We start from the raw sequence: 21,699 nt of genomic DNA on the forward strand, positions 1-21,699 counted from the left end.
ATGGGTATGAGGATTGGTTACGGGTTTGACTCGCATGCGTTTACGGCGGGTGTGCCGCTGGTGATTGGCGGACTTGCGATTGAGCATCCTGAGGGGCTGGCTGGGCACTCGGATGGGGATGTGCTGCTGCATGCGATTACGGATGCGCTGCTGGGTGCGGTGAGCGCGGGGGATATCGGCACGTTCTTTCCGCCGAGCGATCCGCGGTGGAAGGGTGCGGCTTCGAGTGTGTTTTTGCAGACGGCGCTGGAAGAGGTGGCGACGGCTGGGTACAAGATCGTGAATATCGATACGGTGCTGGTGATGGCGAAGCCGAAGATTGTGCCGATTGCGGGGGAGTTGCGGGAGAGCGTTGCGGCACTGCTGGGCGTGAAGCCGGGTGAGGTGGGGATCAAGGCGAAGACGCCGGAGGGTTTGAATCAGGACAACGTTGCTGTGGCGCATGTGACGGTCCTGCTGGAGAGTCTGGGGATTCCGGAGCCAGTGGGGGCTATGGCTGCTTCGGCTGAGAGTGAGATCGATGTGGTGGTGAAGACGCTGGTGGGGGAGTCGCGTGGTGTTTCGGCGCTGGGCCGGAAGGTGACTCCGTTTGATACGGATGATCTGACTTAGCAACGAGGCGTTGAAGAAAGCTTAGGTGATGCAATGAAGGGCGAGAAGAAAAATCCGAACAGTTCGATGATCGAAGGCCGTGTGGCGAAGACGAACGGGGAGACTCGGCTGGAGACACTGGCGTCAATTTGTACTACGGTCGCTGTCTGGATGTTCGGGATTACCTACGGGTTTCAAAACTTCGTGATTCCATCGTCGTCGATGGCGAGTACTTTGCTTGTTGGGGATCATGTTCTGGTCGATCGCATCAATGTTGCACCGTCGTCGAAGTGGGCGCCATTTGTCTCGCACGATTCGGTTCATCGTGGGGACGTGGTTGTGTTCTACAGACCGGCTGCGGCAGCGTTTTTTTGAATGGAGTTGCGCAGAGTGAACCATGGGCGGCAAAACCGACGCTTGAGAACTACGACAGCTATCGGGATGAGTTTCCGCTGATGCAGCCACCTGACAATGTGGGTGTGACTGCGGAGTGGTCTGTCGAGCTTCCCAGCCATATCGAAGGCAATGACCTGGTGGTGCCTGAAGGTAGATATTTTGTGATGGGAGACAACAGAACGAACAGCCTGGATGGCCGTTACTGGGGACTTGTGCCGAGAGCCAATATCCTGGGCTGGCCGCTATTTGTCTACTGGTCTTTTCCTACGCCGGAGAATCTCTATAAAACCAAGATGTCGGAGCAAGCCAGCTTCGGTCTTCGCGAGGCCGCTCACTTCTTTGATGAGACGCGATGGAGCCGGACCTTTCACATCGTGAAGTAGCAATCTTCTAATCCTGGATTCATGAGATGACAAGGGCTATGGCGAATCCGTCGTAGCCTTTGCTGCCTACGGTCTGGAGCGCGGTGGCTTCGAGCCGGGGATTGTCTCCAAAGCGCTCGAGGAAGGTGCGTGTGCCTGAGACTGCGGGGTCGGAGCTGTTCGGATCGAGGATGGCGCCGTCGCGGATGACGTTGTCTCCGATGATGACGGTGCCGGGACGCGAGAGTTTGATAGCCCATTCGAGATACGAGGGGTTGTTGGGTTTGTCCGCGTCGAGGAAGATGAGGTCGAAGGGTGCGGCTTTTTGGGCGTGCAGGTTGGCCAGAGATTCGAGCGCACTGCCGACTCTGAGGTCGACGAGCGAGGATAGGCCTGCGCGCTTGATGTTTGCCGCAGCTACGCTGGCGTGGGTGGGATTGAGCTCGAGTGTGATCAGTGTTCCGTCTGGCGGCAGAGCGCGCGCGAGCCAGATGGTGCTGTATCCGCCGAGGGTTCCGACTTCGAGAATGCGCTTCGCTTTATGGATGCGGGCGAGCAGATGAAGAAACTTGCCCTGGTTGGGAGCTACGTCGATGGCGGGTAGTCCGGCGTCTGCGTTGGTGCGCACGGCTTCGTTGAGTGCTTGATCGGGATGAACGAGAGTGTCGGTGAGGAAGTGGTCGACTGAGGTCCAGAGATCCTGATTCATATGGTGATGAGGATAACGGGGTGTGGCTGAAGGGGCAAATTGGTGCGCAGGGCGGTTGCGTTCGAGGGAGTGTTAGCGTGTTGGTAGAGAGTTGATCGTGCGAGGAGTTTTGAGATGCGAGTTGGTTCCAGCGTTGGCGTGGTCTTGATGGTGGCTTTGGTTTGGGGTGGAGTGGCGCGGGGGCAGACCGTGGCGGATGTAAGTTTGCAGCCGCATGCAGTGAGCGTGCCTTGTGCTCCGAGCGGGAATGCGACTTGGATGACTCCGGCGGAGAAGAGTTGCTATGCAACGACTCCTGACTATGCGGAGACGATGGCTTATTTGAATCGCGTGCAGAGTGCGACGCCGGGGCAGGTGAAGATTGAGGCGTTTGGGAAGACGGGTGAGGGCAGGGAGTTGGATGTGGTGGTGGTTTCGCGGGATGGGGTATTTGATCCTTCTGAGTTACATAAAGCCAAGAGGCCGATTGTGCTGGTGCAGAACTCGATTCATGCGGGGGAGATGGACGGAAAGGATGCTTGTTTGGCGTTGCTGCGGGATATGGTGATCTCGAAGACGAAGGCGAGTCTGCTGGAGCGGGCGGTGTTTGTGTTTATCCCGATCTATAACGCGGATGGGCATGAGCGGAGGAGCGCTTATAACCGCATCAATCAGGCTGGTCCGGCGGAGATGGGCTGGAGGGGCAATGGGACGAATCTGAATTTGAATCGCGATTATCTGAAGCTGGATACGCCGGAGGCTCGGGCGTTCAACTCGATGTTTCATCGCTGGCTGCCGGACTTTTTTGTGGATGACCATGTGACCGATGGCGCGGACTATCAGTATGACGTGACGTTCACGATTGATGATGGCCCGAATGTGCCGAGGGGTACGGCGAAGTGGGTGGATGAGGTCGCGACGCCGACGCTTGAGAAGTATGTAGACTCGCATGGGCATCTGGCTTCGCCGACGTATATCAATTTTGTGAATGACAATGACCCGAGCGAAGGGCTTGGGTTCAATGATGATCCGCCGCGGTTCTCGACGGGGTACGTGATTCTTGAGGGCCGGCCGGGGATGCTGGTCGAGCTGCATATGCTGAAGGACTATAAGACGCGCGTGACGGGCAACTACGAGATTCTGGCGGGGCTGATGGAGCTGATGAATCGCGATGCGGATAAGGTGATTGCGTTGAATGCGGCGGCGGATAAGGAGGCAGAGGCGCTTGGGGCGCATCCGCTGGGGAATGTGATGTATCCGCTGGCGTTGGGGTGGAGCGGGGATACGACACCGTTTTTGTTTCGCGGATACAAGTACACGCGGGAGTTGAGTGCGGTTTCGGGGGCGATGCGGGTGGAGTATTCGCATGAGCCGTGGAACGTTTCGCTCCCGTTTCAGACTGGGTTCAAGGTGAAGGCGGAGACGAGGGTGCCGGCTGCTTACATTATTCCGGCGCAGTGGGTGAAGGTGATTGATGTGCTGGCGGCGCATCAGGTGGAGATGGAGCGGACGACGGCGGTGTGGACGGGCGATGTGGAGACGTATCAGTGTGCTGGGATGGCGTGGCAGGAGCCTCCGTTTGAAGGACGGCATCCGACGTTCAATGGCGAGGCGATGCACGATCCGGGGAAGTATGGGAGCTGCGTGCTGGTGCGGGAGAAGAGGACGTTTCCGGCGGGGTCGGCGGTGGTGCGGCTGAATCAGCGGCTGTCGAAGGTGACGTTGGCGTGGCTGGAGCCGGCGGGGCCTGACTCGGCGCTGCAGTGGGGGTTCTTCGATTCGATCTTTGAGCAGAGGGAGTATGGCGAGGCGTATGTGCTGGAGTCGCTGGCACGGGAGATGATGGCGAAGGATCCGAAGCTGAAGGCGGAGTTTGAGAAGAAGGTGGCGAGCGATCCGGTGTTTGCGGGGAATCCGTATGCGCGGCTGGAGTTTTTCTATGAGCGGACGCCGTGGTTTGCTGCGAATCGGGTGGGGCAGTATCCGGTGGGGCGTTTGCTGAGCGTTGAGGGAGTTCCGGTGGCGCGATAGTTGGTGTCGATGTTCGCAGGTCGATGGGCTATGATGGGGACCTTCCGAAGAGAGGTGAGCTATGCATGATCTTGTCGTCGATCTTGTGGCTGTTGCGGTGTGCGGAGCTGTGGGCGGCTTCGTCAATGTATTTATTGGGGATTCTGGGCTTCACCTCCCGTCGATAGAAGAGGGGGTCTTTCGTCCGGGATATATCGGTGTGGTGCTGGTGGGGATCGTTGCGGCGGTTGGGGCGTGGCTTGCAACGCAGGGTTCGGCGCTGACGGGCGGCTTCGTGCCATCGCCTCCGGTTACGTTGAGGCTGTCTGAGTTGAGCACGGCGATTCTGGTAGGTTTTGGCGGGGCGCGATGGTTCAAGTCGGAGGGAGAGACGACGATCTTTCGCAAGACGGCGGCTGTGGCGGCGAGCAAGTCGGCCGATAGTGAGGCCGCGGCTACTATCGCGGCGGGAACGCCGATTCAGGCGCTGACGGCTGCGATCAGGATGCGGTGAGTGCTGGTGCTTCATGGGATTCGGGAGAAGCTGCGTACGTTTGCGGGAATGTGAAATATCGTATGTCAGTGGCCGGCTGCCGCGATAGACTTCCTCTATCCTGTTTCTCCTTCGAGGGTTTTGATGAAAAGAACGATCGCGCTTGTGGTGTGTTTTCTGACAGTGGTTGGTGGTGGAATGTTGGCGCAGGCTCCGGCGGCGAGTCAGGAAGAGTTCATCAAGTCGCACTATGCGAAGTTTGAATATCGGATTCCGATGCGGGATGGGGTGAAGCTGTTTGTGTCGGTGTATACGCCGCAGGCAGGTGCGTTCAAGGATGCGGGGCCGTATCCGTTTTTGATGACGCGGACGCCGTATAGTTGTGGGCCGTATGGCGAGGATAAGATGCCGACGCGGCTGGGAGCGAGCCAGGAGCTGCTGGAGGCGGGCTACATCTTCGTGTGCGGGGATGCGCGTGGGCGGTATGAGAGCGAAGGCGTGTTTCAGGAGATGAGTCCGCATATCGAGGATAAGAAGTCGTGCGAAAAGGGCAAGACGTGCGATGTGGATGAGTCGACGGATATGTATGACACGGTGGAGTTCCTGCTGAAGCATGTGGAGAACAACAACGGCAAAGTGGGGATTACGGGGATTAGCTATCCGGGGTTTTATACGTCGGCCAGCATTATCGATTCGCATCCGGCGATCAAGGCGGCTAGTCCGCAGGCACCGATGACGAATCTGTTCTTCAACGATGATGGGTACCATGGCGGCGCGTTTATGCTGTCGGCCAACTATGGGTTTTATGTGTTCTTCAGGCCGCAGAAGAATCCGACGCTGCCGGATAAGCGGGAGTATTCCGAGCCTGGTACCCCGGATAGTTACAAATTTTATTTGAAGGCTGGCCCAACGGGGAATCTGGATAAGGCGTTTGAGGGGTCGAACTTCTTATTCCACGACCAACTGATTCATACGACCTATGACGATTACTGGAAAAAGCGTGATCTGTCGTTGCATATGAAGAATGTTCACGCGGCGGTGATGACGGTTGGCGGGTGGTTTGATGCGGAGGATCTTTCGGGACCATTCAAGACGTTTCATGCGATTGATGAGTTCAATCCCGGTGCGGTGAATACGCTGGTGGTGGGACCGTGGACGCACGGTGGCTGGTCGAGGTCCGATGGAGAGAGGCTGGGGGATGTTAGTTTCGGTTCGAAGACGGGAGTGTTCTTTCAGTCTCAGATTCAGTTTCCGTTCTTTGAGCACTATCTGAAGGGGCGTGATGGCGGAGTGCTGCCGAAGGCTTATGTGTTCGAGACGGGCAGCAATGTTTGGAAGAAGTATGATTCGTGGCCTCCGAAGTCGGCGGCCGCGAGGACGCTTTACTTTCGCGAGGGTGGGAAGCTGAGTTTCGATGCGCCCGCGGAGAAGGCCGGGGTGGATGAATATATGAGCGATCCGGCGCATCCTGTGCCGTTTGTGAATTACACGACGGACACGATACCGCAACGGTATATGGATGACGATCAGCGCTTTGCTTCGCGGCGGCCGGATGTTTTGACGTATGAGACCGAACCGCTGACCGAGGATGTGACAATTGCGGGGCCGGTGCGGCCGAGGTTGAAGGTGTCTTCTACGGGGACTGATGCGGATTTTGTGGTGAAGCTGATTGATGTCTATCCGAATGACTTTCCTGATCCACCGAACGACGCTGTTGGGAAGCGGGTGCTTGGAGCGCCGCCGGTTTTGATGGGCGGATATGAGCAGCTGGTGCGGGGTGAGCCGATGCGGGCGAAGTTCCGGGAGAGCTGGGAGAAGCCGACGGCGCTGACGCCAGGAAAGATGGTTGAGGTGAATTCGGAGATGCCGGATGTTAACCACACGTTCCGCGCGGGGCATCGGATCATGGTGCAGGTGCAGAGCTCATGGTTTCCGCTGGTGGATCGGAATCCGCAGACGTTTGTGGATATTCCGTTTGCCAGGCCGGAGCAGTTTGTGAAGGCTACGGAGAGTGTTTACCGGAGTGCAGGCGCGGCTAGCGGGGTTGAGGTGCTGGTGGTGCCGCAGAAGTAGCTGAGTGTCCTGCCGGACGGGCCCACTTCGCGTGGGGCGGTCACTTCGTGACTTGTATACCCCTTCGGTTGGCGCTCCCGTTGGTCGCGAGCTATCTTTCTTTCTGACCAACGGGAGGAGGCTACGGAGTTCGTTCTGCCAGGACCGCCGACCGCACAGGGCGTACTTCGTGTTCGCCAGTTGTTTTAACCGCGGAAGGCTGGTCCGCCGAAGGGAGTGCCTACTGCTCCGCCGTCGACGAAGAACTCGACTGCGTTGACGTAGGAGGAGTCGTCGGAGGCGAGGAAGAGAACGGCTTTCGCGAGCTCCTCTGCTTCGCCTAAGCGGCCTAGCGGAATCGTCGAGGCGATGCGCTTTGACAGGACATCGTTCTCTTCGCTGGTGCGGGTGTTGCGGGTCCAGATGGGTGTCTTGATTGGCCCGGGAGCGACGACGTTGACGCGAATGCCGCGGGGAGCGAGGTCGGCGGCCATGGAGCGGGAGAGACCACGGAGGCCGGCCTTGCTTGCGGCGTATGCGGCGTAGCCTGGTTGGCCGAGCGATCCGATGATGGAGCCATTGAAGATGACGGAGGAGCCGTCTTTGAGGAGGGGAAGAGCCTCCTCGACCGTGAAGAACGCGCCGGTGAGGTTGATGCGGATGATGTTTTCGAAGATCGCCTCGTCCGTCTTGCCGGTGGTTGTTTGTCCGGCGATGCCGGCGTTGGCGAAGACGATGTCGAGATGGCCGAAGTCTTGTTTGATTTTGGCGAAGAGATCCTTGCGTGCGGCGGAGTCGGCTACGTCGGCGCGGTAGGCGGTGGCCTTCGGGCCGAGGAGTTTGGCGGCCTCGTCGAGGGTCTTCTGGTCGCGGCCGGTGATGGCGACTTGTGCGCCTTCCTTGATGAAGAGCTGGGCGGTGGCGAGGCCGATGCCGCTATTGCCGCCGGTGATGAGTGCTTTTTTACCTTCGAGTTTCATGGTGTTTTCCTCTTGTCCTGTTCGCTATCTTTTTGATTGCGGACTGCCTGGGTTGGGAGCAGTCTTAGGTTTCAAATTCTTTAGCATGATGATTGTCATGCTTAATTCTCTACTAAGCATGACGTGTATCATGTATAAAGTCAAATGGGAGGTTGAGATGAGATATCCGGCAGCAGAGACGGCGGAGAAACATGCGCGGATTCTGGAGGAGGCGTCGCGTTTATTTCGCGAGAGGGGATTTTCCGGGGTGAGCGTCAGCGAGATTATGAAGGCGACCGGTTTGACGCATGGGCCTTTTTATAATCACTTCGACTCGAAGGAAGAGCTGATGGCTGAGAGCGTGTTGCAAGGGTTCAAGAGCACGCTGGACGGGTTGAATGCGACGGAAGGGACCGCCAAAGGCAGAGCGGAGTATGTGAAGAGGTATCTGAGTGCGGCGCATCGGGACGCTCCTGGTCTGGGATGCACGATGGCGGGGCTCGCTTCGGAGATTCGGCATGAGCCGCAGGTGCGAGGTGCGTTTACGGATCGGCTGAAGGCTGTGATTGAGGCTGTGGCGGCGCATTTTCCGTGGGCATCAAAAAGATCGGCGCGGGGAGATGCGATTCGGATGATGGCTTCGATGGTGGGGGCGATGATTCTGGCGCGTGCGGTGGAAGATGAGAGATTCTCTGACGAGATTCTCAGCGAGGTGCGGAAGGGTTTGGCGTGACCGCTTCTGCGGCTTTGAAGGGATGAATTGAAGAATAGGCAACAGCAAGTGCAAAGGCTAAATACGGGGATCCTTCACTTCGTTCAGGATGACAACAGCAAAACGGACAACAGCAAAAGAGACAACAGCAAAAGAGACAACAGCGAGATGAGGCTTCGATTGCGGTTGTTTAGACAGAGTTCCGGCTATGCGAAGGGGTGTACGAGGCTGGGGCTTTGCGGAGTGAACATCTTGCCGCTGTCTTCGGTGACGTGCCAGTCGTCCTCGAGACGGACGCCGAATTCGCCGGGAATGTAGATGCCGGGTTCGTCGGAGAAGCACATGCCTGCGGCGAGTGGGGTTGTGTTTCCGCGGACGAGGTAGGGCCACTCGTGTCCATCCATGCCGATGCCGTGGCCGAGGCGGTGAGTGAAGTACTTGTAGTCGGGGCCGTAGCCGGCGGCGGCGATGAGGTCGCGTGAGGCGGCGTCGATGGTGTGGCAGGGTGCGCCTGGATGGGCTGCGGCGAGGGCTGCGGATTGCGCCTTCAAGACGATGTCGAAGACCTTGCGGGCTTTGTCGAGTTTGGGGATGGTGGGGTCGCCGAGGACGAAGGTGCGGGAGATGTCGGATTGATAGCCCTCGACGGTGCAGCCGTCGTCGATGAGGATGATCTCTCCCTCACGGATTACTTGAGGTTGTAACGACCCGTGGGGGAGCGCGGAGTACTCGCCTACCTGACAGCTGGCGTCGCCGGTGACGCCGGAGCGGGTGTAGGCGAGGTCGACCATCTGGCTGAACTGGCGGTTGGTCATGCCGGGCTGCGCGGATTGGTAGCAGGCTTTGTAGACGGCGAGGGTGATGTTGTTGGCTAACTGCATGAGGGCTAGTTCGGCAGGAGATTTGATAGCGCGACAGCCGAAGGTGACGGGGGTGGCGCTGGTGATGGTGAGGGCGGCGCTGGCGTGGGCGATGCCGTCTGCGAAGACGAACTGGGTGCGTTCTTCGATTCCGATCTTTCCGGTGGCGAGGCCGGATTCGTTGAGTGCTTTGGCGAGGAGTTGATAGGGATCCGCGTCTTCGTTCCAGGTGTAGACGTGGGTGGTGGAGGCCGACGGGAGGGTTGCGGGTTTGGCCTCCATGCGCTCGCGGACTCGGCCCTCTTCGAAGACGGGGCAGACGATGAATGGATTGCCGGTGGCGGGGAGGGTCCAGGCGAAGAGGCGCTCGGACTGGCCCCAGTGGAGGCCAGTGAAGTAGGTAAGGGAGGTGCCGGTGGTGATGACGATGGCGTCGATGCTGTGCTGGTGCATGAGAGCGCGGGCGCGTTCGAGGCGGTGTTCGCGCTCGGCGAGGGTGATAGGGACGGCTTCGGCGCGGCGGTTGGTGAGGGCGGCGATGGCGGGTGGGAGTTTTTCTGGCTGCTCGGACTGGGCGTTGAGGGTGAGGGCGGGTGCGGCGGCGACGGCGGCTGAGGATAGGAGGAAGCGGCGGCGTGTCGGCATGAGTGGGAATAGTGTACGAGGGAATCGTTTCCTGGTGAGGGTGATCTGGGTCGTGAACTAAGATTGGTGGTGAGGAATTCGAACGATGGCGATGATTACGACGGTGCAGCAGCATATTTTGCAGCAGCAGCAGGAGATGTTGAAGTCGACGGGGCGTGAGCCTACGGGGACGTTCAGCTGGTTGCTGAGTGGGATTACGCTGGCCGCGAAGATGATTGAGGCGAAGATTCGGTCGGCTGGATTGAGCGATGTGTATGGCTCGTTTGGCGCGGAGAATGTGCAGGGGGAGCAGCAGCAGAAGCTCGATGTGTATGCGAACCAGGCTCTGCTGCATTGCCTGGGGCTGCGCGATAGCGTTGCGGCGCTGGTGAGCGAAGAGGACGAGGAGCCGGTGACGTTCAACCGGGATGCGGAGACGGGTAAGTACATTATTGTGTTCGATCCGCTGGATGGATCGAGCAACATTGATGTGAATGTGAATGTGGGGACGATCTTCAGCGTGCTGCGGAGGATGCCGGCGGAGCTGGGGACGCTGGAGGAGTCGATTCTGCAGCCGGGATTTCGGCAGGTGGCGGCGGGGTATGTGGTGTATGGGCCGTCGACGGTGCTGGTGTATACGACGGGGAATGGGGTGCATGGATTTACGCTCGATCCGACGATTGGGGCGTTTGTGCTGAGCAACGAGAGGATGACGATGCCGGAGCAGGGGAACTACTACTCGGTGAATGAAGCGAATGCGGCGGGGTGGCCGGAGGAGTATCGCGGGTATGTGGAGATGCTGCGGACAGGTGGGTTGAAGAGGGAGTACAGCTCGCGGTATATCGGGAGTCTGGTGGCGGACTTTCACCGGACACTGCAGAAGGGCGGGGTGTTTTTGTATCCGCCGACGTTGAAGCAGCCGAAGGGGAAGCTGCGGCTGCTGTATGAGGCGAATCCGCTGGCGTTTATTGCGGAGCAGGCGGGTGGGATGGCGACTGGCGGCGCGGGGCGGATTCTGGATATCAAGCCGGAGGGGATCCATCAGCGGACGCCGTTTTGTGTGGGGAGTAAGCGGGAGATGGAGGCGCTGGTGGCGGCGGTTCGTCCGGCGGCTACTTCGGTGAGTGCACGGTGAGTTCCTTTGCGGCTGAGGTGATTGATATTCGCGAGGAGTCGCGGGTGGCGGGGCGGCAGCGATGGCAGATGGCGCTGGATCGGACGGAGTTTGCGGCTGGGGATGTCGGCGTGCTGGAGGCTGTGGCGCGGAGTGGGACTCGGCTGGTGGTTCCGGTGCTTGGGGTGGTGATGGATGCTGGGGAGGTTTGGCATGTGGTGGAGAAGCCGCTGGCTGCTGGGACAGTGGTGACGGGGCGGGTTGGTGAGTCGGTGGAGTGAGGTTTGTTACTCTGTTCTTCCATGACGACTTCAGAGCATGTCAGTGTCATTTTGTTTAGTGCAGTTGGAACCGTTGTCGGGATCTATTTTCGCCGTCGTAGTCCTCGGAGTTACTTCTTATATCTTTTGTTTTGGGTAGTGCTGATCGCAATCCTTGTCGCGGCTTGGAAATGGATTGTTTGGTCCACTTTGAAAGTCACTCACTAAAGCGTCTTTCGGGCCACGCTTACGTGGCGGTAAGGCTGATAGGTTGAGCCGGAGTGTGGTTGCTGGTACACTCGGAGATGTTGTTTCGGCTGCGTTGGGCCTGCGAAAGCGGTGCGCGATGCGGGTTTGGTGGGGGGCTGTAGCTCAGTTGGGAGAGCGCCTCGTTCGCAACGAGGAGGTCAGCGGTTCGATCCCGCTCAGCTCCACCATAGAAAACACCTTCATCACAAAAATTGATGAGTTTGGATTGGGTTCTGGCAAGAATGGCCATTTCCGCTGGCTCCTCCAAACTGTATGGGAGTAGACTTCGTTTCAATTCCGATGTGTTCGGAGAGTGATGAGTCCAAAGAGAAAAAGAAAACGAATGAGGGCGATGACTCTTGGTCTCGTCATCGGAATGACGATTGGAATTGTCGGCGGGTTATGGCAGCGAAATCTCGCCCTTGGCGTGATGATTGGATTAGGCCTTGGCGCGGTACTCGGGAAGGTGATTTCGAAGTATCACCTGAGGTCATCGCTCAGAGCGGCGCTGCAGGGTGGTTCGCGGCCGGAGTTCGACGGCCGACGAGAGTAGGGAGTCAGGTCGCTTTTGGCTATTACTTGCGGGTCTTTTCTTGTTGCAGCAGGCGGAAGGTTACGAAGACTGCTGGGACGAGGAAGATGAGGGAGCCGAGGACCCACATGATGACGGCTCCGGCGCGCTGGTCGGCGATGGGGTCGATGTGGAACGGGTTTGGGTGCTCGAGGTAGTAGGTGTAGACGGGGCGGTCGCAGAAGGCGAGGAACGCGGAGAGTGCCGTGTTGACGATGTCTGCCAGGACCAGGTAAGGCAGCATGATCCAGCCGGGGTAGCGGGCGGTGGTGGGCCAGGGGCGGATGAGCGGCCACCAGAAGAGGATCGATGTGGAGAGGAAGCAGAGGTGCTCGAACTCGTGCCAGTGCTCGTGCTCGAGGGCGAAGTCGTAGGCGGCGGGGATGTGCCAGAGGAGGAAGGTGAGGTTCATTGCTAGCCACGCTACGATGGGCCTCGTGAGGAAGTGGCCGAGGGTGCGGAGCCACTTCATGCGCAGGAAGGGGGCGAGTAGATGGACGGTGAGCGCGTGGGGGAGGCCTCGGAGGAGTGGGACTTGCGGGTAGCCGAGGAGGAGAAGTGGGGGGACGAAGGACATGAGGAGGAGGTGCTCGACCATGTGGGCGCTGAGGAGTGCGTCGGCGAAGCCGTCCATGGGGGAGGCGATGGCAAGCCAGATGGTTGCGATGCCGAGGTTGAAGCAGACGAGGCGCCAGGTGGGGAAGAGTGCGGGCCTGGTCTTGCGGATGGCGTACCAGCCGCGTGTGTAGAGGATGACGCTGAGGAGCAGCGCTGTGGTGAGGAAGAGCGGAGGGGACCATTCGTCGAAGATGGCCCTGTATTCAGGAGGCATTAGGAACTAGTATCTGCGTTTTAGTGTCCGCTTGTGGTTGCTGGCGTCGCTTCGCCGTTTAGGGCCAGGTGGCGGGAGGCGTCGATGGCCGGTTGCAGGTCGTTGCCGCGCAGGGTTGTTAGGAACTTGACGAGTGCGGTGGTCTCGGAGGGGTTGAGGGCGTTGCCGTAGGCGGGCATGTTGCCTCCGCCCTGCAGGACCTGGCGGATGATCTGGTCTTCGGTCATGTGTCCGGCTACGGCGTCGAGTGCGGGTCCGCGGAGACCGCCTTCGCCGCCGATGGAGTGACAGTTGCGGCACTGTTTGTTCTGGAGGACGAGGGCGCCTTCGCGTTCGAGCGGGGTGCGGTTGTGGAGGTACGCAACGGGGATGGGATCGCTGGTCCAAGCGTTCATGATGGGACTCCACGGCGTGTAGGTGCCTAGGTGGGTAAAGACGCCGAGCGAGACGGCTAGCACAGACACGATCAGGACGGCTGCCGGCCGACGGGAGACGTGCTTTTCGCCTTCGCCGGAGAGCAGTGGGAGGAGGATCATCGCGCCGATGCCGAGGACCGGCATGATGAAGAGGACCGGAGTCTCAAGAGCTGGCGGGAGATAGGCGAGGACGGCGTAGAGCCAGAGGAAGAAGTAGTCGGGCTTGGGCGCGGTCTCGATGATGGTGGGGTCGGGTTGGCCGCTGGGCCCGAAGGGGCCGAACCAGAGGGCGCAGGCGATGACGGCGAGCATGATGGCGGCGGCGAAGGCGGCGTCCTTCCATGCGGCGTCGGGGACGAAGGGAATGCCGGTTTTTTTCTCGAGCTCGTGGTACTCGCGCTGGTAGGTGGATTTTTTGACGAGACGGCCGGGCATGGGCCAGTCGTTGATGCCGAGACGGAGGACCATCCAGACGTGAAGACCTACAAGGCCGAGCAGCATGCCGGGGATGACGAAGACGTGGAGGGCGAAGAAGCGGGAGAGGGTATTGCCGGCGATGATGGGGCCGCCGAGCATGAGGCCGACGAGTGGGCCACCGATGAGCGGAACGCGGCTGAGAATGGAAGCGCCGATGCCGAGGCCCCAGTAGGCATCCTGGTCGAAGCGCAGAACCTGGCCGGTGAAGGCCATGCCGAGGGTTAGCAGCAGGAGGAAGACGCCGATGATCCACGTGAGCTCGCGGGGGAACTTGTAGGCTCCGAAGAGGAAGACCTGCACCATGTGGATGAGGACGATGGCGACCATGAAGTCGGAGCCCCAGCCGTGCATGGCGCGGAGGAACCAGCCGAGTTTCACGTTGTGGTCGAGGAACTGGAGGCTGTTCCAGGCGTTGCTGGCGGTGGGGGCGTAGACGAGGGCGAGGAGGACGCCGGTCAAGATTTGAAGTATGAGAATGACGGTGGCGGCGCTGCCGAAGACGTACCACCAGCTGGCGGTGTTGGCGGGGACTTCGTGCTCGGCTGTTTCGATGAGGGGTGCGCCGAGGCCGAGACGGGCTTCGAACCAGTTGTAGACCTCGAGGCTGCGTTGTTTTAAGTCTGGCATGAGCTGCACCTCGGCTGGGGTTGGTCGATTGCGTTGAGGCGGGCGGCGGGGCTGCCATTGATTTGGGTTAGGGGAGTGACGGTCTTTGCTTCGTTGGCGAGGGTTGGCATTCTGCCGGCGCTGATCATGAGGGTGCCATTGGAAACTTTGTGGTCGTACTCGAAGAGGCCGCGCTCGGGTGGTCCGGAGGCGCGGGAGCCGTCGGCGTAGTAGGCGCCGCCGTGGCAGGGGCAGAGAAAGAGTTTGGACTGGGCGAACCAGCGGACGGGGCAGCCGAGGTGGGCGCAGTTGATGGCGAAGACCTGGAAGGTGTCGCCGGAGACGCGGCGGACCCAGCAGGGAATGTCGCCGGTCTGGCCGTCCCACTCGTTGGTGATGGGGTTGCGGTAGTTGACGAGGCGGGTTTCGCCTTCGGGGAAGTCGGAGAGCGGGCCGAGGTTGATCCAGGAGTTTTCGCCGGAGGTCTTCTTGAGCGCGGGGCCGAGGAGATAGCCGACGATGGGGATGGCGAGAACGACGCCGACGAGTCCGTTGACCGCGAGCGCGAGCTTGAAGAGGAAGACGCGGCGGGAGTGGCCTGCGGCGATGCTCGGGTCTTTCGTAGTCTCGGCCGCAGTCTCGACGGCTGGGTCGGTCCTCGTGTGATCGGTTGTTGGGAGCTGCTCACTCGGTGTCATTGCTTCCTGCTCCTGCGTTGCACTTCGTTTTTCACTGCGTCTTGTTTTCTGTGGTGAGAGTGCTGTTTAGTGGGAGTGATAGGGCTGGCCGGGTTCGGCGATGCGTTTGGAGGCCAGCCAGGCGATGATGTCGGTGATCTGCTGATCGGTGAGGGGCTGGGCGGAGTCGGAGCGCCAGTCGGGCATGCCCTCGTCGGGACGGCCCGCGATGACGATGCTGCGCAGGTCCTGGTTGCTGATGAGGGCGAGATAGGACGGGTTGACGATGGAGCCGAGTTTGCCTGCGCCTGTCTTTGGGTCTCCGGGGGTGCCTTCGCCGTCTGCTCCGTGGCATCGTGCACAGGAAGCGGCGTAGGCTTGCTGGCCGCGGTTGGCATCGCCCTGCGAGGTGGCCGCGTAGGGTGGAGGAGTTACTCCTGCTAGTTGATCCGGGGCGCTCCACTGCTGCATGATTCCCTGCGACAAGATGGTGACCTGCTTGTCGGTGAGTGATCCGCCGGAGGATTTTGCGAAGGCTGGCATGAGGCCGCCGGGGACGCCTCTGGTGATGGTCTGGTGGATGGTCTGCTCTCCGGCTACTGCGAGGTAGACGGGGTTGGCGAGCGCGATGGCTGCGCCGTTTTTGCCGTTAGCTCCGTGGCAGGCTGCGCAGTTCTCTTTGTAGAGGGTTGGGAAGTCGAGGACTTCATCGGGTCGTATGACCTCGGGGCCTGGTCCGGGGCGGCCGTGGATGCTGCTGCATCCGATGGTTGCGAGGCAGGCAGTCGACAGCATGAGGGTACCGAACACTTTAAGTCTGTGAGGGACTGCGCTCATAGGTCTTCGTCTTTCGTAAGAGGTACATCGCTGTGAATACCGGCGCGAACGGCGAAGGGCAGAGATCGAAACTGCGGAGTGCGCACCTTGACCTGGAGGTTGACGATGAAGCCGCAGACCAGACCGAAGGCGATCTGTGAGATGACGAACCATAGCCAGTTGATGCGGGCGTTGAGGACAGGGCTGATGACTCCGAGTGCGGAGTAGAGAAGGCCGGTCCAGAGCAGGGGAGCGACGAAGCCAGCGGTGAGGATCGGTTTTCTGGGGAACATCGGCAGCATGGCTCCGTAGAGAAGGCCGATGAGGACGGAGGTGAAGGCGTGGATGCCGGTAGCGGCTAAGAGGCCTTCGAGGTGAAACTGGCAGAGGAAGGCTGTGCTCTCGCTCGCCCAACGGACGAAGCCACCTGCGGCCAGAAGATTCACGGCGTACCAGATGCTGTGAAATTTGAGGAGGCCGAAGAGAGCTGCGGGAACGATCATCGCGATGCCGCCTACGATGCCTCCCTTGATGCCGGAGGTGATGCTGAAGGTTTCAACCGGCAGCAGCGTGCGATGGGCTGCGCTGACGGGAAGTTGCTCGCGTGTGGTGCGGGTGCTCGCGATCTTCATGACGCCAGTTTGTACGGGGACGGCGACGTGAAGCTCGTGCGGGAAGATGTCGAAGAACCAGCCGAAGATGGCGCGCAGAGTCAGGATGAGTCCTAAGAGGCTGAGGACCCAGTGGGTGACCATGCCGGTGATCATGAGCGAGACCCCGAGCGCGAGGACCATGGGCCAGGGCGTCGGCGCCGGGAGGATGACGGTGTCGGACCGGTGCTCGTGCTGGTGATCTTGTGCGGATTGAGTGAATTGTTCTTCCTGCATCGTGCTCCTCCTTTCCGGAAGTTATCTGCCTATGACGTAGACGACGAGAAATACGACGACCCAGACTGCGTCGACGAAGTGCCAGTAGAGGGAGAGGACTTCGAGCTTCTCGGAGTGCTCTTCTTTTACGTGGCCGGTGAGCGAGAGCCCGAGGGTGAGAGAGAGCATGATGAGGCCAACGACTACGTGGGTCGCGTGCAGGCCGACCAGAGAGTAGTAGGTGGTGCCGAAGAGGTTGGTTTTGATGGTGAGGCCTTCGTCGTGGATGAGGTGATACCACTCCTGGGCTGTGGTGGCGAGAAAGATGGTGCCGAGAAGGACGGTGGCGGCGAGGTTGAGGGTGCAGCCTCGGAGGTTATCTTTGCGCAGAGAGCTGACGGCGAAGTGAACGAAGATGCTGCTGGAGAGCAGACAGATGGTGCCGAAGATGGGAAGCTCGAGGACCTGCGCGGGAGTTGGGCCGCTGAGGCTCTTGCCGATGTAGTAGATGTAGGCGACGACGAAGATGATGAAGATCGCGGACTCGGCGATGATGAGGCACGCCATGCCGATGTTGCCGCGATAGGGCAGCTTCCATGGGGTTTCTACCGGGCCGTCGATGGGGATTCTGCTTGCTGTCGTTATGGTTGTCATTATTCGTAGTCCGCGTCTGGATCTTCAGGGTGCTTGATATCCCACAGTGGGCGGCGGCTGCTGACCGTGGGCTCGATGGCGAAGTTGTAGGACGGAGGCGGCGATGGGACCGACCACTCGAGGGTCCAGGCGTCCCAGGGATCGTGGCCGGCCTCTTTGCCTTTGTAGTAGGAGTGGATCATGTTGTAGACCAGAACGAGTGTGCCTGCGGCCTGGAAGATTGCGCCGACGCCGACGATGAAGTTCAAAGTGTCCCAGCCGCGGCCGGCTTCGTAGGTGTAGATACGTCGCGGCATGCCCAGGATGCCGGGGACGTGCATGAAGTCGAACGTAAGGTGGAAGCCGATGAGGAAGAGCCAGAAGTGCCACTTGCCCAGAGTCTCGCTCATCATCCTGCCGGTGACCTTGGGGTACCAGTAGTAGAAGGCGCCGAAGAGCGAGAAGACGATTGCGCCGACGAGCACGTAATGGAAGTGAGCGACGACAAAGTAGGAGGCGCTGAGCTGCCAGTTGAACGGGGCAGCCGAGAGCATGATGCCGGTTAGGCCGGCGATGAGGAACTGGAAGAGAAAGCCGATCATGAAGATCATGGGGACGGCGAAGATGATTTTGCCGCCCCAGATGGTGGCGAGCCAATTAAAGATCTTGATCCCCGTGGGCACCGAGATGACCATGGTGGCGAAGACGAAGAAGGTGTTGCCTGCGGGACCGAGGCCAGCGGTGAACATATGGTGCGCCCAGACGCTGAGGCTGATGAAGCCGATGGAGACTGACGCTGCAACCATCGCAGGGTAGCCGAACATGGCCTTGCGGGAGAAGACGGGGATGATCTCGTTGGCGAAGGCGAAGGCTGGGAGGACGAGTACGTAGACTTCGGGGTGCCCGAAGATCCAGAAGAAGTGCATCCACAGGATGGCGGAGCCGCCGGCTTGTGTGTCGAAGAAGTGAGCGCCGAGGTAGCGATCCAGCGTGAGCATGATTTGCGCTGCGGTGAGCGGGCTGACAGCGACGAAGACAAGGCCGGCCATGACGAGATAGAGCCAGGGAAGCAGCGGCATGCGGCTCATCTTCATGCCTTTGCAGCGCATGCAGAGGATGGTGGTGACGATGTTGAGTGCGGTTCCGATGCTGCCTACGCCGCTGAGGAAGACGGCGAGGGTCCAGTAGTCGGTGCTGTGGCCGGGAGAGAAGACCTTTGAGGTGAGAGGGGCGTAGGCGAACCATCCGACGTCGGGCGCAGAGCCTGCGGCGTAGAGGCCGCTGCCGCCGATGTAGCTGAAGTAGAGCAGCATGCCGGCGAAGGCGGAGATCCAGAAGCTGAAGGCGTTCAGCCGCGGGAAGGCCATGTCGCGCGCGCCGATCATGAGGGGGACGAGATAGTTTCCGACGCCGAAGAGGATGGGCATTCCCATGAAGAAGACCATGGTGGTGCCGTGCATGGTGAAGAGCTGGTTGAAGACCTGGGGTGAGACGAAGTGGTTGTTGGGAATCGCGAGCTGAATGCGCATCAGGATCGCTTCGAAGCCGCCGACGACCAGAAAGATGAGGGCGTAGACGATGTACATCAGTCCGATTTTTTTGTGATCGACGGTGGTCAGCCACTCGTAGATGACGTTGAGCGGCGGCCGGCCCTGCGTCTCCAGTGTCTCGTCGATTGCTTCCAATACAGGAGTTGTGGTCATGCTTCGCTTCTTTCCGGTGAGGTTAGTGAAGCTGAGAGAGATAAGCGGTGATGACGTCGAGATCGTGATCGTTCAGGTGCATGGCCGGCATGAGCGAGCCGGGCTTCATGGTGTTTGGATCTTCAACCCACTTCCGGAGATTCTCGGGCGTGTTTTGAATCGGGCCGGAGGCGATGGTGTCGCGGCTGGCGAGGTGGGTCAGGTCGGGGCCGAAGCGGCCGGTGGCGACAGTTCCTTTGACAGTGTGGCAGTTGATGCAGGCGTTTTTCATGAAGACGGCCTGGCCTTCGGTGGCGGCGGCGTTGCCGGGAAACTCCTGTTGGGCGGGCTTGTTCTGCTGCTCGATCCACGCGGCGAAATCCTGCGGGGACTGCGCGTAGACGCGGAGGAGCATCTTTGCGTGCTGGGTGCCGCAGTATTGAGCGCATTGGCCGAGATAGAGGCCCGTCGCTTCAGGGTCGATCCACATGGTGTTGACGCGGTTTGGAATCAGGTCCATCTTGCCTGCGAGACGAGGCACCCAGAAGCTGTGGGAGACGTCGGCGGAGGACATGGTGAGATAGGTTGGGGTCGGCGATGCGGGATCGCTGATGGGGACGTGGAGCTCGTTTGCGGTGACGACGCCGGACTTGGGATAGCGATACTCCCACCAGAACTGATGGCCGATGATGGTTACATCGATGGCGCTTGCGGGCTTGGGGATTGCCTCGGTTCCGAGGATGACGCGCGTGGTGGTGAGGAAGAGGGTGACGACGATCAGGATCGGGATGACGGTCCAGGAGAGCTCGATCTGGTTGCTGCCGTAGATCTGGGCGGGCTCGCGGTTGGAGTCTGTGGAGCGGTGCCGGAAGCGGACGAGTGCATAGAGCAAGAGGCCGGCGACGATGAGAAAGATGGCAAGCGTGATAGACAGGACCAGCATCGACAGGCCAAAGGCAGAGCGCGCTGGGGTGCCTGCGGGATCGAAGATGTTTGTGGGGGATTGCGCGAAGGCCGTGCCGGCGATCAAAGACACGCTGCACGCCACTCCCCGCAAGATCCATGCAGGCACACTTCTGATTTGCGGGGTGTCTGTCGGCGAATGTCTGGTGAAAGGAGACAAGGCGGTATGACCTCGATACGCAACAGGTTGAAAGAGCATCACTAGAGCCAAGAATCTGAATCAGATGTTAAACCAATCCAGCACGATTGATTGAACCTGCGAGAACATTTTGTTTCGTTTATGACATTCACCGCGTTAGATGGGGATCGTATGCAAATGGCGGCAGCTTTATAAAAAAAAATTGAGGATGCAAAGCTGCTGGTTGTGAGGTGCTTTATAGCGGCTAACTCAAGCCAGGTTGAGAGAACGCTGCTGGACGCAGCTATGCTGCCGGGCTTGAGGTGGATCTAGTCGAACAGAGGCGATTGCAGACCTTCGGCGTCTCGAAAGTTGCTTAGGCCGACGCCCACCAAACGGAAACGCTGAGTGGATTTGAGATGGATGCGCTCTCGGAGGAGTAGAGCGATCGCGATGAGTTCTTCGCACGATTCGGGAGGGGTGGAAGGGGTGTGGCTGCGGGTGAGGATGTTGAAGTCGCTCGTCTTTAGTTTTAGAACGACGGTGCGTGCTATGCGACCGTCTTGGCGGGAGGCGATCCAGACTTTTTCTGCGAGACGGCGGATCAGCTCCTCGGTTTCGGAGAGGGGAATGTCGCGCTCGAAGGTGTCTTCGGCAGAGATGGATTTGGTTGGCCTGTCTGGAACGACCTTGCTGTGATCGATCCCCCGGGCTAGCTCGTGGAGGCGTATTCCGTAGCGTCCGAACTGTGCTTCGAGTGCGCTTGATTCCAGAGCCAGCAGGTCAGCGATGGTGAGGATGCCGATCTGCTTCAGGCGAGTCTCGGTGACCTTTCCGACGCCGGGGATGCGTGCGACGGGCAGAGGAGGGAGGAAGGTTTGAACCTCTTCGGGTTGAATGACGAAGAGACCGTTTGGTTTGCGCCAGTCGGAGGCGATCTTGGCGAGGAACTTGTTCTGCGCCACGCCGGCGGATGCTGTCAGATGCAACTCGTCGTGGATCTGCTGGCGGATGGTGATGGCTACTCGCGTTGCGGTGGGCAGGCCGGTCTTGTTTTCGGTGACGTCGAGATATGCCTCGTCGAGGGAGAGTGGCTCGATCAGATCGGTATGGCGCTGGAAGATCTCGCGCACGGCACGGGAGACGGCGCGGTAGCGAGTGAAGTCTGGTGGCACGAAGATCGCCTCAGGACAAAGTCGTTCGGCATGGATCGCCGGCATTGCGGAGTGGACGCCGAAGCGTCGTGCCTCGTAGGAGGCCGCACAGACGACGGATCGCTTGCCCCGCCACGCGACGACGACGGGTCTTCCGCGCAGCGCCGGATCATCACGTTGCTCGACCGAGGCATAGAACGCGTCCATATCTACGTGAACGATCTTGCGAACCATGATTCAGATCCATGATAGGCCTCGGGGTTGAGATTGAAGGGGGAAATGTCGGCGGCGATCTCTTGATGGGGGCGCGATGTGCGATCACTGTGCCTGGTGCATTCTGTTTTGAGGAAAGCTCCGTGAAGCGTGGGAGCGTTCGAGTTACCTGAATATTTGCGTATAATGGGACTCGATGCGGGAGTAGTTCAGTGGCAGAACGTCAGCTTCCCAAGCTGAATGTCGCCGGTTCGATCCCGGTCTCCCGCTCCAGAATTCGAAGCATAGAAAAAGGCGTTCAAGCT

22 protein-coding genes and 2 tRNA genes are annotated in these 21,699 nt (G+C 59.7%); 12 read left to right on the forward strand and 12 right to left on the reverse strand.

Annotation, left to right across the window (positions count from 1 at the left end; translation table 11 throughout):
- The 3 genes from ispF to lepB are packed head-to-tail and all read left to right on the forward strand — an operon-like array spanning position 1 to position 1,370.
- Positions 1-612: a 2-C-methyl-D-erythritol 2,4-cyclodiphosphate synthase gene (gene ispF / locus HDF10_RS03450; protein WP_183766355.1), complete on the forward strand. Its 612-nt coding sequence runs from the start codon at positions 1-3 to the stop codon at positions 610-612.
- Between the two features lie 33 nt (positions 613-645).
- Positions 646-966 (forward strand): S26 family signal peptidase, encoded by a 321-nt coding sequence (locus HDF10_RS20775; RefSeq protein WP_260177581.1) that lies wholly within the window; start codon positions 646-648, stop codon positions 964-966.
- On the forward strand, positions 963-1,370 hold the full coding sequence (lepB, locus tag HDF10_RS20780; RefSeq protein WP_260177582.1) for a signal peptidase I: 408 nt from the start codon (positions 963-965) through the stop codon (positions 1,368-1,370). The genes HDF10_RS20775 and lepB overlap by 4 nt, the downstream gene beginning before the upstream one ends.
- Before the next feature lie 19 nt (positions 1,371-1,389).
- Here lepB and HDF10_RS03460 read toward each other — a convergent pair whose 3' ends face one another.
- Complete coding sequence (locus HDF10_RS03460; protein ID WP_183810464.1) at positions 1,390-2,058, reverse strand: O-methyltransferase; 669 nt, start codon at positions 2,056-2,058, stop codon at positions 1,390-1,392.
- A 114-nt stretch (positions 2,059-2,172) separates the two neighbouring features.
- Between HDF10_RS03460 and HDF10_RS21170 the strand changes: the two genes are divergently transcribed.
- The 3 genes from HDF10_RS21170 to HDF10_RS03475 all read left to right on the forward strand — a co-directional run bounded on the left by HDF10_RS21170 (position 2,173) and on the right by HDF10_RS03475 (position 6,613).
- The gene (locus tag HDF10_RS21170; RefSeq protein ID WP_311732648.1) at positions 2,173-4,068 is read left to right on the forward strand and encodes a M14 family metallopeptidase; all 1,896 of its coding nucleotides are present in this window, start codon (positions 2,173-2,175) and stop codon (positions 4,066-4,068) included.
- A gap of 61 nt (positions 4,069-4,129) precedes the next feature.
- Entirely contained in the window at positions 4,130-4,561 is a 432-nt protein-coding gene (locus tag HDF10_RS03470; protein ID WP_183810466.1) for a hypothetical protein, read from the forward strand.
- A gap of 123 nt (positions 4,562-4,684) precedes the next feature.
- Positions 4,685-6,613, forward strand: a complete 1,929-nt coding sequence (locus tag HDF10_RS03475; RefSeq protein ID WP_183810469.1) for a CocE/NonD family hydrolase — start codon at positions 4,685-4,687, stop codon at positions 6,611-6,613.
- Positions 6,614-6,798: 185 nt separating this feature from the next.
- On the opposite strand, the gene HDF10_RS03480 is transcribed toward HDF10_RS03475, so the two are convergent.
- Positions 6,799-7,572: an SDR family NAD(P)-dependent oxidoreductase gene (locus tag HDF10_RS03480; RefSeq protein ID WP_183810471.1), complete on the reverse strand. Its 774-nt coding sequence runs from the start codon at positions 7,570-7,572 to the stop codon at positions 6,799-6,801.
- A gap of 157 nt (positions 7,573-7,729) precedes the next feature.
- Here HDF10_RS03480 and HDF10_RS03485 point away from each other — a divergent pair, with 157 nt between their 5' ends.
- Positions 7,730-8,284, forward strand: a complete 555-nt coding sequence (locus HDF10_RS03485; protein ID WP_183810473.1) for a TetR/AcrR family transcriptional regulator — start codon at positions 7,730-7,732, stop codon at positions 8,282-8,284.
- A gap of 185 nt (positions 8,285-8,469) precedes the next feature.
- Here HDF10_RS03485 and HDF10_RS03490 read toward each other — a convergent pair whose 3' ends face one another.
- Positions 8,470-9,768 carry a M24 family metallopeptidase gene (locus HDF10_RS03490; RefSeq protein WP_183810475.1) on the reverse strand — a complete coding sequence of 433 codons (1,299 nt, stop codon included), beginning with the start codon at positions 9,766-9,768 and terminating at the stop codon, positions 8,470-8,472.
- A gap of 85 nt (positions 9,769-9,853) precedes the next feature.
- Between HDF10_RS03490 and fbp the strand changes: the two genes are divergently transcribed.
- The 4 genes from fbp to HDF10_RS03510 all read left to right on the forward strand — a co-directional run bounded on the left by fbp (position 9,854) and on the right by HDF10_RS03510 (position 11,923).
- The gene (gene fbp, locus HDF10_RS03495) at positions 9,854-10,882 is read left to right on the forward strand and encodes a class 1 fructose-bisphosphatase (protein ID WP_183810477.1); all 1,029 of its coding nucleotides are present in this window, start codon (positions 9,854-9,856) and stop codon (positions 10,880-10,882) included.
- A complete protein-coding gene (locus tag HDF10_RS03500) occupies positions 10,879-11,142 on the forward strand; it encodes an alanyl-tRNA editing protein (RefSeq protein ID WP_183810479.1) in 264 nt (87 codons plus the stop codon). The genes fbp and HDF10_RS03500 overlap by 4 nt, the downstream gene beginning before the upstream one ends.
- A 340-nt stretch (positions 11,143-11,482) precedes the next feature.
- Positions 11,483-11,558: transfer RNA gene (locus tag HDF10_RS03505), tRNA-Ala, on the forward strand.
- 164 nt (positions 11,559-11,722) lie between these two features.
- On the forward strand, positions 11,723-11,923 hold the full coding sequence (locus HDF10_RS03510; RefSeq protein ID WP_183810481.1) for a hypothetical protein: 201 nt from the start codon (positions 11,723-11,725) through the stop codon (positions 11,921-11,923).
- Between the two features lie 22 nt (positions 11,924-11,945).
- Here the strand turns inward: HDF10_RS03510 and HDF10_RS03515 are convergent, their stop codons facing one another.
- The 9 genes from HDF10_RS03515 to dinB all read right to left on the reverse strand — a co-directional run bounded on the left by HDF10_RS03515 (position 11,946) and on the right by dinB (position 21,415).
- Positions 11,946-12,773, reverse strand: coding sequence for a cytochrome c oxidase assembly protein (locus HDF10_RS03515; RefSeq protein WP_183810483.1), 828 nt, complete (start codon positions 12,771-12,773; stop codon positions 11,946-11,948).
- 20 nt (positions 12,774-12,793) lie between these two features.
- Complete coding sequence (locus tag HDF10_RS03520) at positions 12,794-14,293, reverse strand: cytochrome b N-terminal domain-containing protein (protein WP_183810485.1); 1,500 nt, start codon at positions 14,291-14,293, stop codon at positions 12,794-12,796.
- Entirely contained in the window at positions 14,281-14,970 is a 690-nt protein-coding gene (locus tag HDF10_RS03525; RefSeq protein WP_183810493.1) for a QcrA and Rieske domain-containing protein, read from the reverse strand. Before HDF10_RS03525 ends, HDF10_RS03520 begins: the two co-directional genes overlap by 13 nt.
- Positions 14,971-15,036: 66 nt before the next feature.
- Positions 15,037-15,786, reverse strand: coding sequence for a c-type cytochrome (locus tag HDF10_RS03530; protein WP_183810495.1), 750 nt, complete (start codon positions 15,784-15,786; stop codon positions 15,037-15,039).
- On the reverse strand, positions 15,783-16,652 hold the full coding sequence (locus tag HDF10_RS03535) for a hypothetical protein (protein ID WP_183810497.1): 870 nt from the start codon (positions 16,650-16,652) through the stop codon (positions 15,783-15,785). The genes HDF10_RS03530 and HDF10_RS03535 overlap by 4 nt, the downstream gene beginning before the upstream one ends.
- Positions 16,653-16,673: 21 nt before the next feature.
- The gene (locus HDF10_RS03540; protein ID WP_183810499.1) at positions 16,674-17,285 is read right to left on the reverse strand and encodes a cytochrome c oxidase subunit 3; all 612 of its coding nucleotides are present in this window, start codon (positions 17,283-17,285) and stop codon (positions 16,674-16,676) included.
- Entirely contained in the window at positions 17,285-18,967 is a 1,683-nt protein-coding gene (gene ctaD, locus HDF10_RS03545) for a cytochrome c oxidase subunit I (RefSeq protein ID WP_183810501.1), read from the reverse strand. The genes HDF10_RS03540 and ctaD overlap by 1 nt, the downstream gene beginning before the upstream one ends.
- Positions 18,968-18,989: 22 nt before the next feature.
- Entirely contained in the window at positions 18,990-19,982 is a 993-nt protein-coding gene (gene coxB, locus HDF10_RS03550; protein ID WP_311732649.1) for a cytochrome c oxidase subunit II, read from the reverse strand.
- 374 nt (positions 19,983-20,356) lie between these two features.
- Complete coding sequence (gene dinB / locus HDF10_RS03555; RefSeq protein WP_183810510.1) at positions 20,357-21,415, reverse strand: DNA polymerase IV; 1,059 nt, start codon at positions 21,413-21,415, stop codon at positions 20,357-20,359.
- A gap of 177 nt (positions 21,416-21,592) precedes the next feature.
- Between dinB and HDF10_RS03560 the strand changes: the two genes are divergently transcribed.
- A tRNA-Gly gene (locus HDF10_RS03560) sits at positions 21,593-21,667 on the forward strand.
- Positions 21,668-21,699 lie beyond the last annotated feature (32 nt).

Source organism: Tunturiibacter empetritectus, from assembly GCF_014201375.1.
Taxonomy (GTDB): domain Bacteria; phylum Acidobacteriota; class Terriglobia; order Terriglobales; family Acidobacteriaceae; genus Edaphobacter; species Edaphobacter lichenicola_D.

Coding starts and splice junctions, on each gene's coding strand:
- HDF10_RS03525 (WP_183810493.1), bottom strand. CDS start 14,970: ATGACACCGAGTGAGCAGCTCCCAACAACCGATCACACGAGGACCGAC.
- fbp (WP_183810477.1), top strand. CDS start 9,854: ATGGCGATGATTACGACGGTGCAGCAGCATATTTTGCAGCAGCAGCAG.
- HDF10_RS21170 (WP_311732648.1), top strand. CDS start 2,173: ATGCGAGTTGGTTCCAGCGTTGGCGTGGTCTTGATGGTGGCTTTGGTT.
- HDF10_RS03490 (WP_183810475.1), bottom strand. CDS start 9,768: ATGCCGACACGCCGCCGCTTCCTCCTATCCTCAGCCGCCGTCGCCGCC.
- HDF10_RS03460 (WP_183810464.1), bottom strand. CDS start 2,058: ATGAATCAGGATCTCTGGACCTCAGTCGACCACTTCCTCACCGACACT.
- HDF10_RS20775 (WP_260177581.1), top strand. CDS start 646: ATGAAGGGCGAGAAGAAAAATCCGAACAGTTCGATGATCGAAGGCCGT.
- ctaD (WP_183810501.1), bottom strand. CDS start 18,967: ATGACCACAACTCCTGTATTGGAAGCAATCGACGAGACACTGGAGACG.
- HDF10_RS03535 (WP_183810497.1), bottom strand. CDS start 16,652: ATGCAGGAAGAACAATTCACTCAATCCGCACAAGATCACCAGCACGAG.
- HDF10_RS03485 (WP_183810473.1), top strand. CDS start 7,730: ATGAGATATCCGGCAGCAGAGACGGCGGAGAAACATGCGCGGATTCTG.
- HDF10_RS03530 (WP_183810495.1), bottom strand. CDS start 15,786: ATGAGCGCAGTCCCTCACAGACTTAAAGTGTTCGGTACCCTCATGCTG.
- HDF10_RS03540 (WP_183810499.1), bottom strand. CDS start 17,285: ATGACAACCATAACGACAGCAAGCAGAATCCCCATCGACGGCCCGGTA.
- ispF (WP_183766355.1), top strand. CDS start 1: ATGGGTATGAGGATTGGTTACGGGTTTGACTCGCATGCGTTTACGGCG.
- HDF10_RS03470 (WP_183810466.1), top strand. CDS start 4,130: ATGCATGATCTTGTCGTCGATCTTGTGGCTGTTGCGGTGTGCGGAGCT.
- HDF10_RS03510 (WP_183810481.1), top strand. CDS start 11,723: ATGACTCTTGGTCTCGTCATCGGAATGACGATTGGAATTGTCGGCGGG.
- HDF10_RS03480 (WP_183810471.1), bottom strand. CDS start 7,572: ATGAAACTCGAAGGTAAAAAAGCACTCATCACCGGCGGCAATAGCGGC.
- HDF10_RS03515 (WP_183810483.1), bottom strand. CDS start 12,773: ATGCCTCCTGAATACAGGGCCATCTTCGACGAATGGTCCCCTCCGCTC.
- HDF10_RS03520 (WP_183810485.1), bottom strand. CDS start 14,293: ATGCCAGACTTAAAACAACGCAGCCTCGAGGTCTACAACTGGTTCGAA.
- HDF10_RS03475 (WP_183810469.1), top strand. CDS start 4,685: ATGAAAAGAACGATCGCGCTTGTGGTGTGTTTTCTGACAGTGGTTGGT.
- dinB (WP_183810510.1), bottom strand. CDS start 21,415: ATGGTTCGCAAGATCGTTCACGTAGATATGGACGCGTTCTATGCCTCG.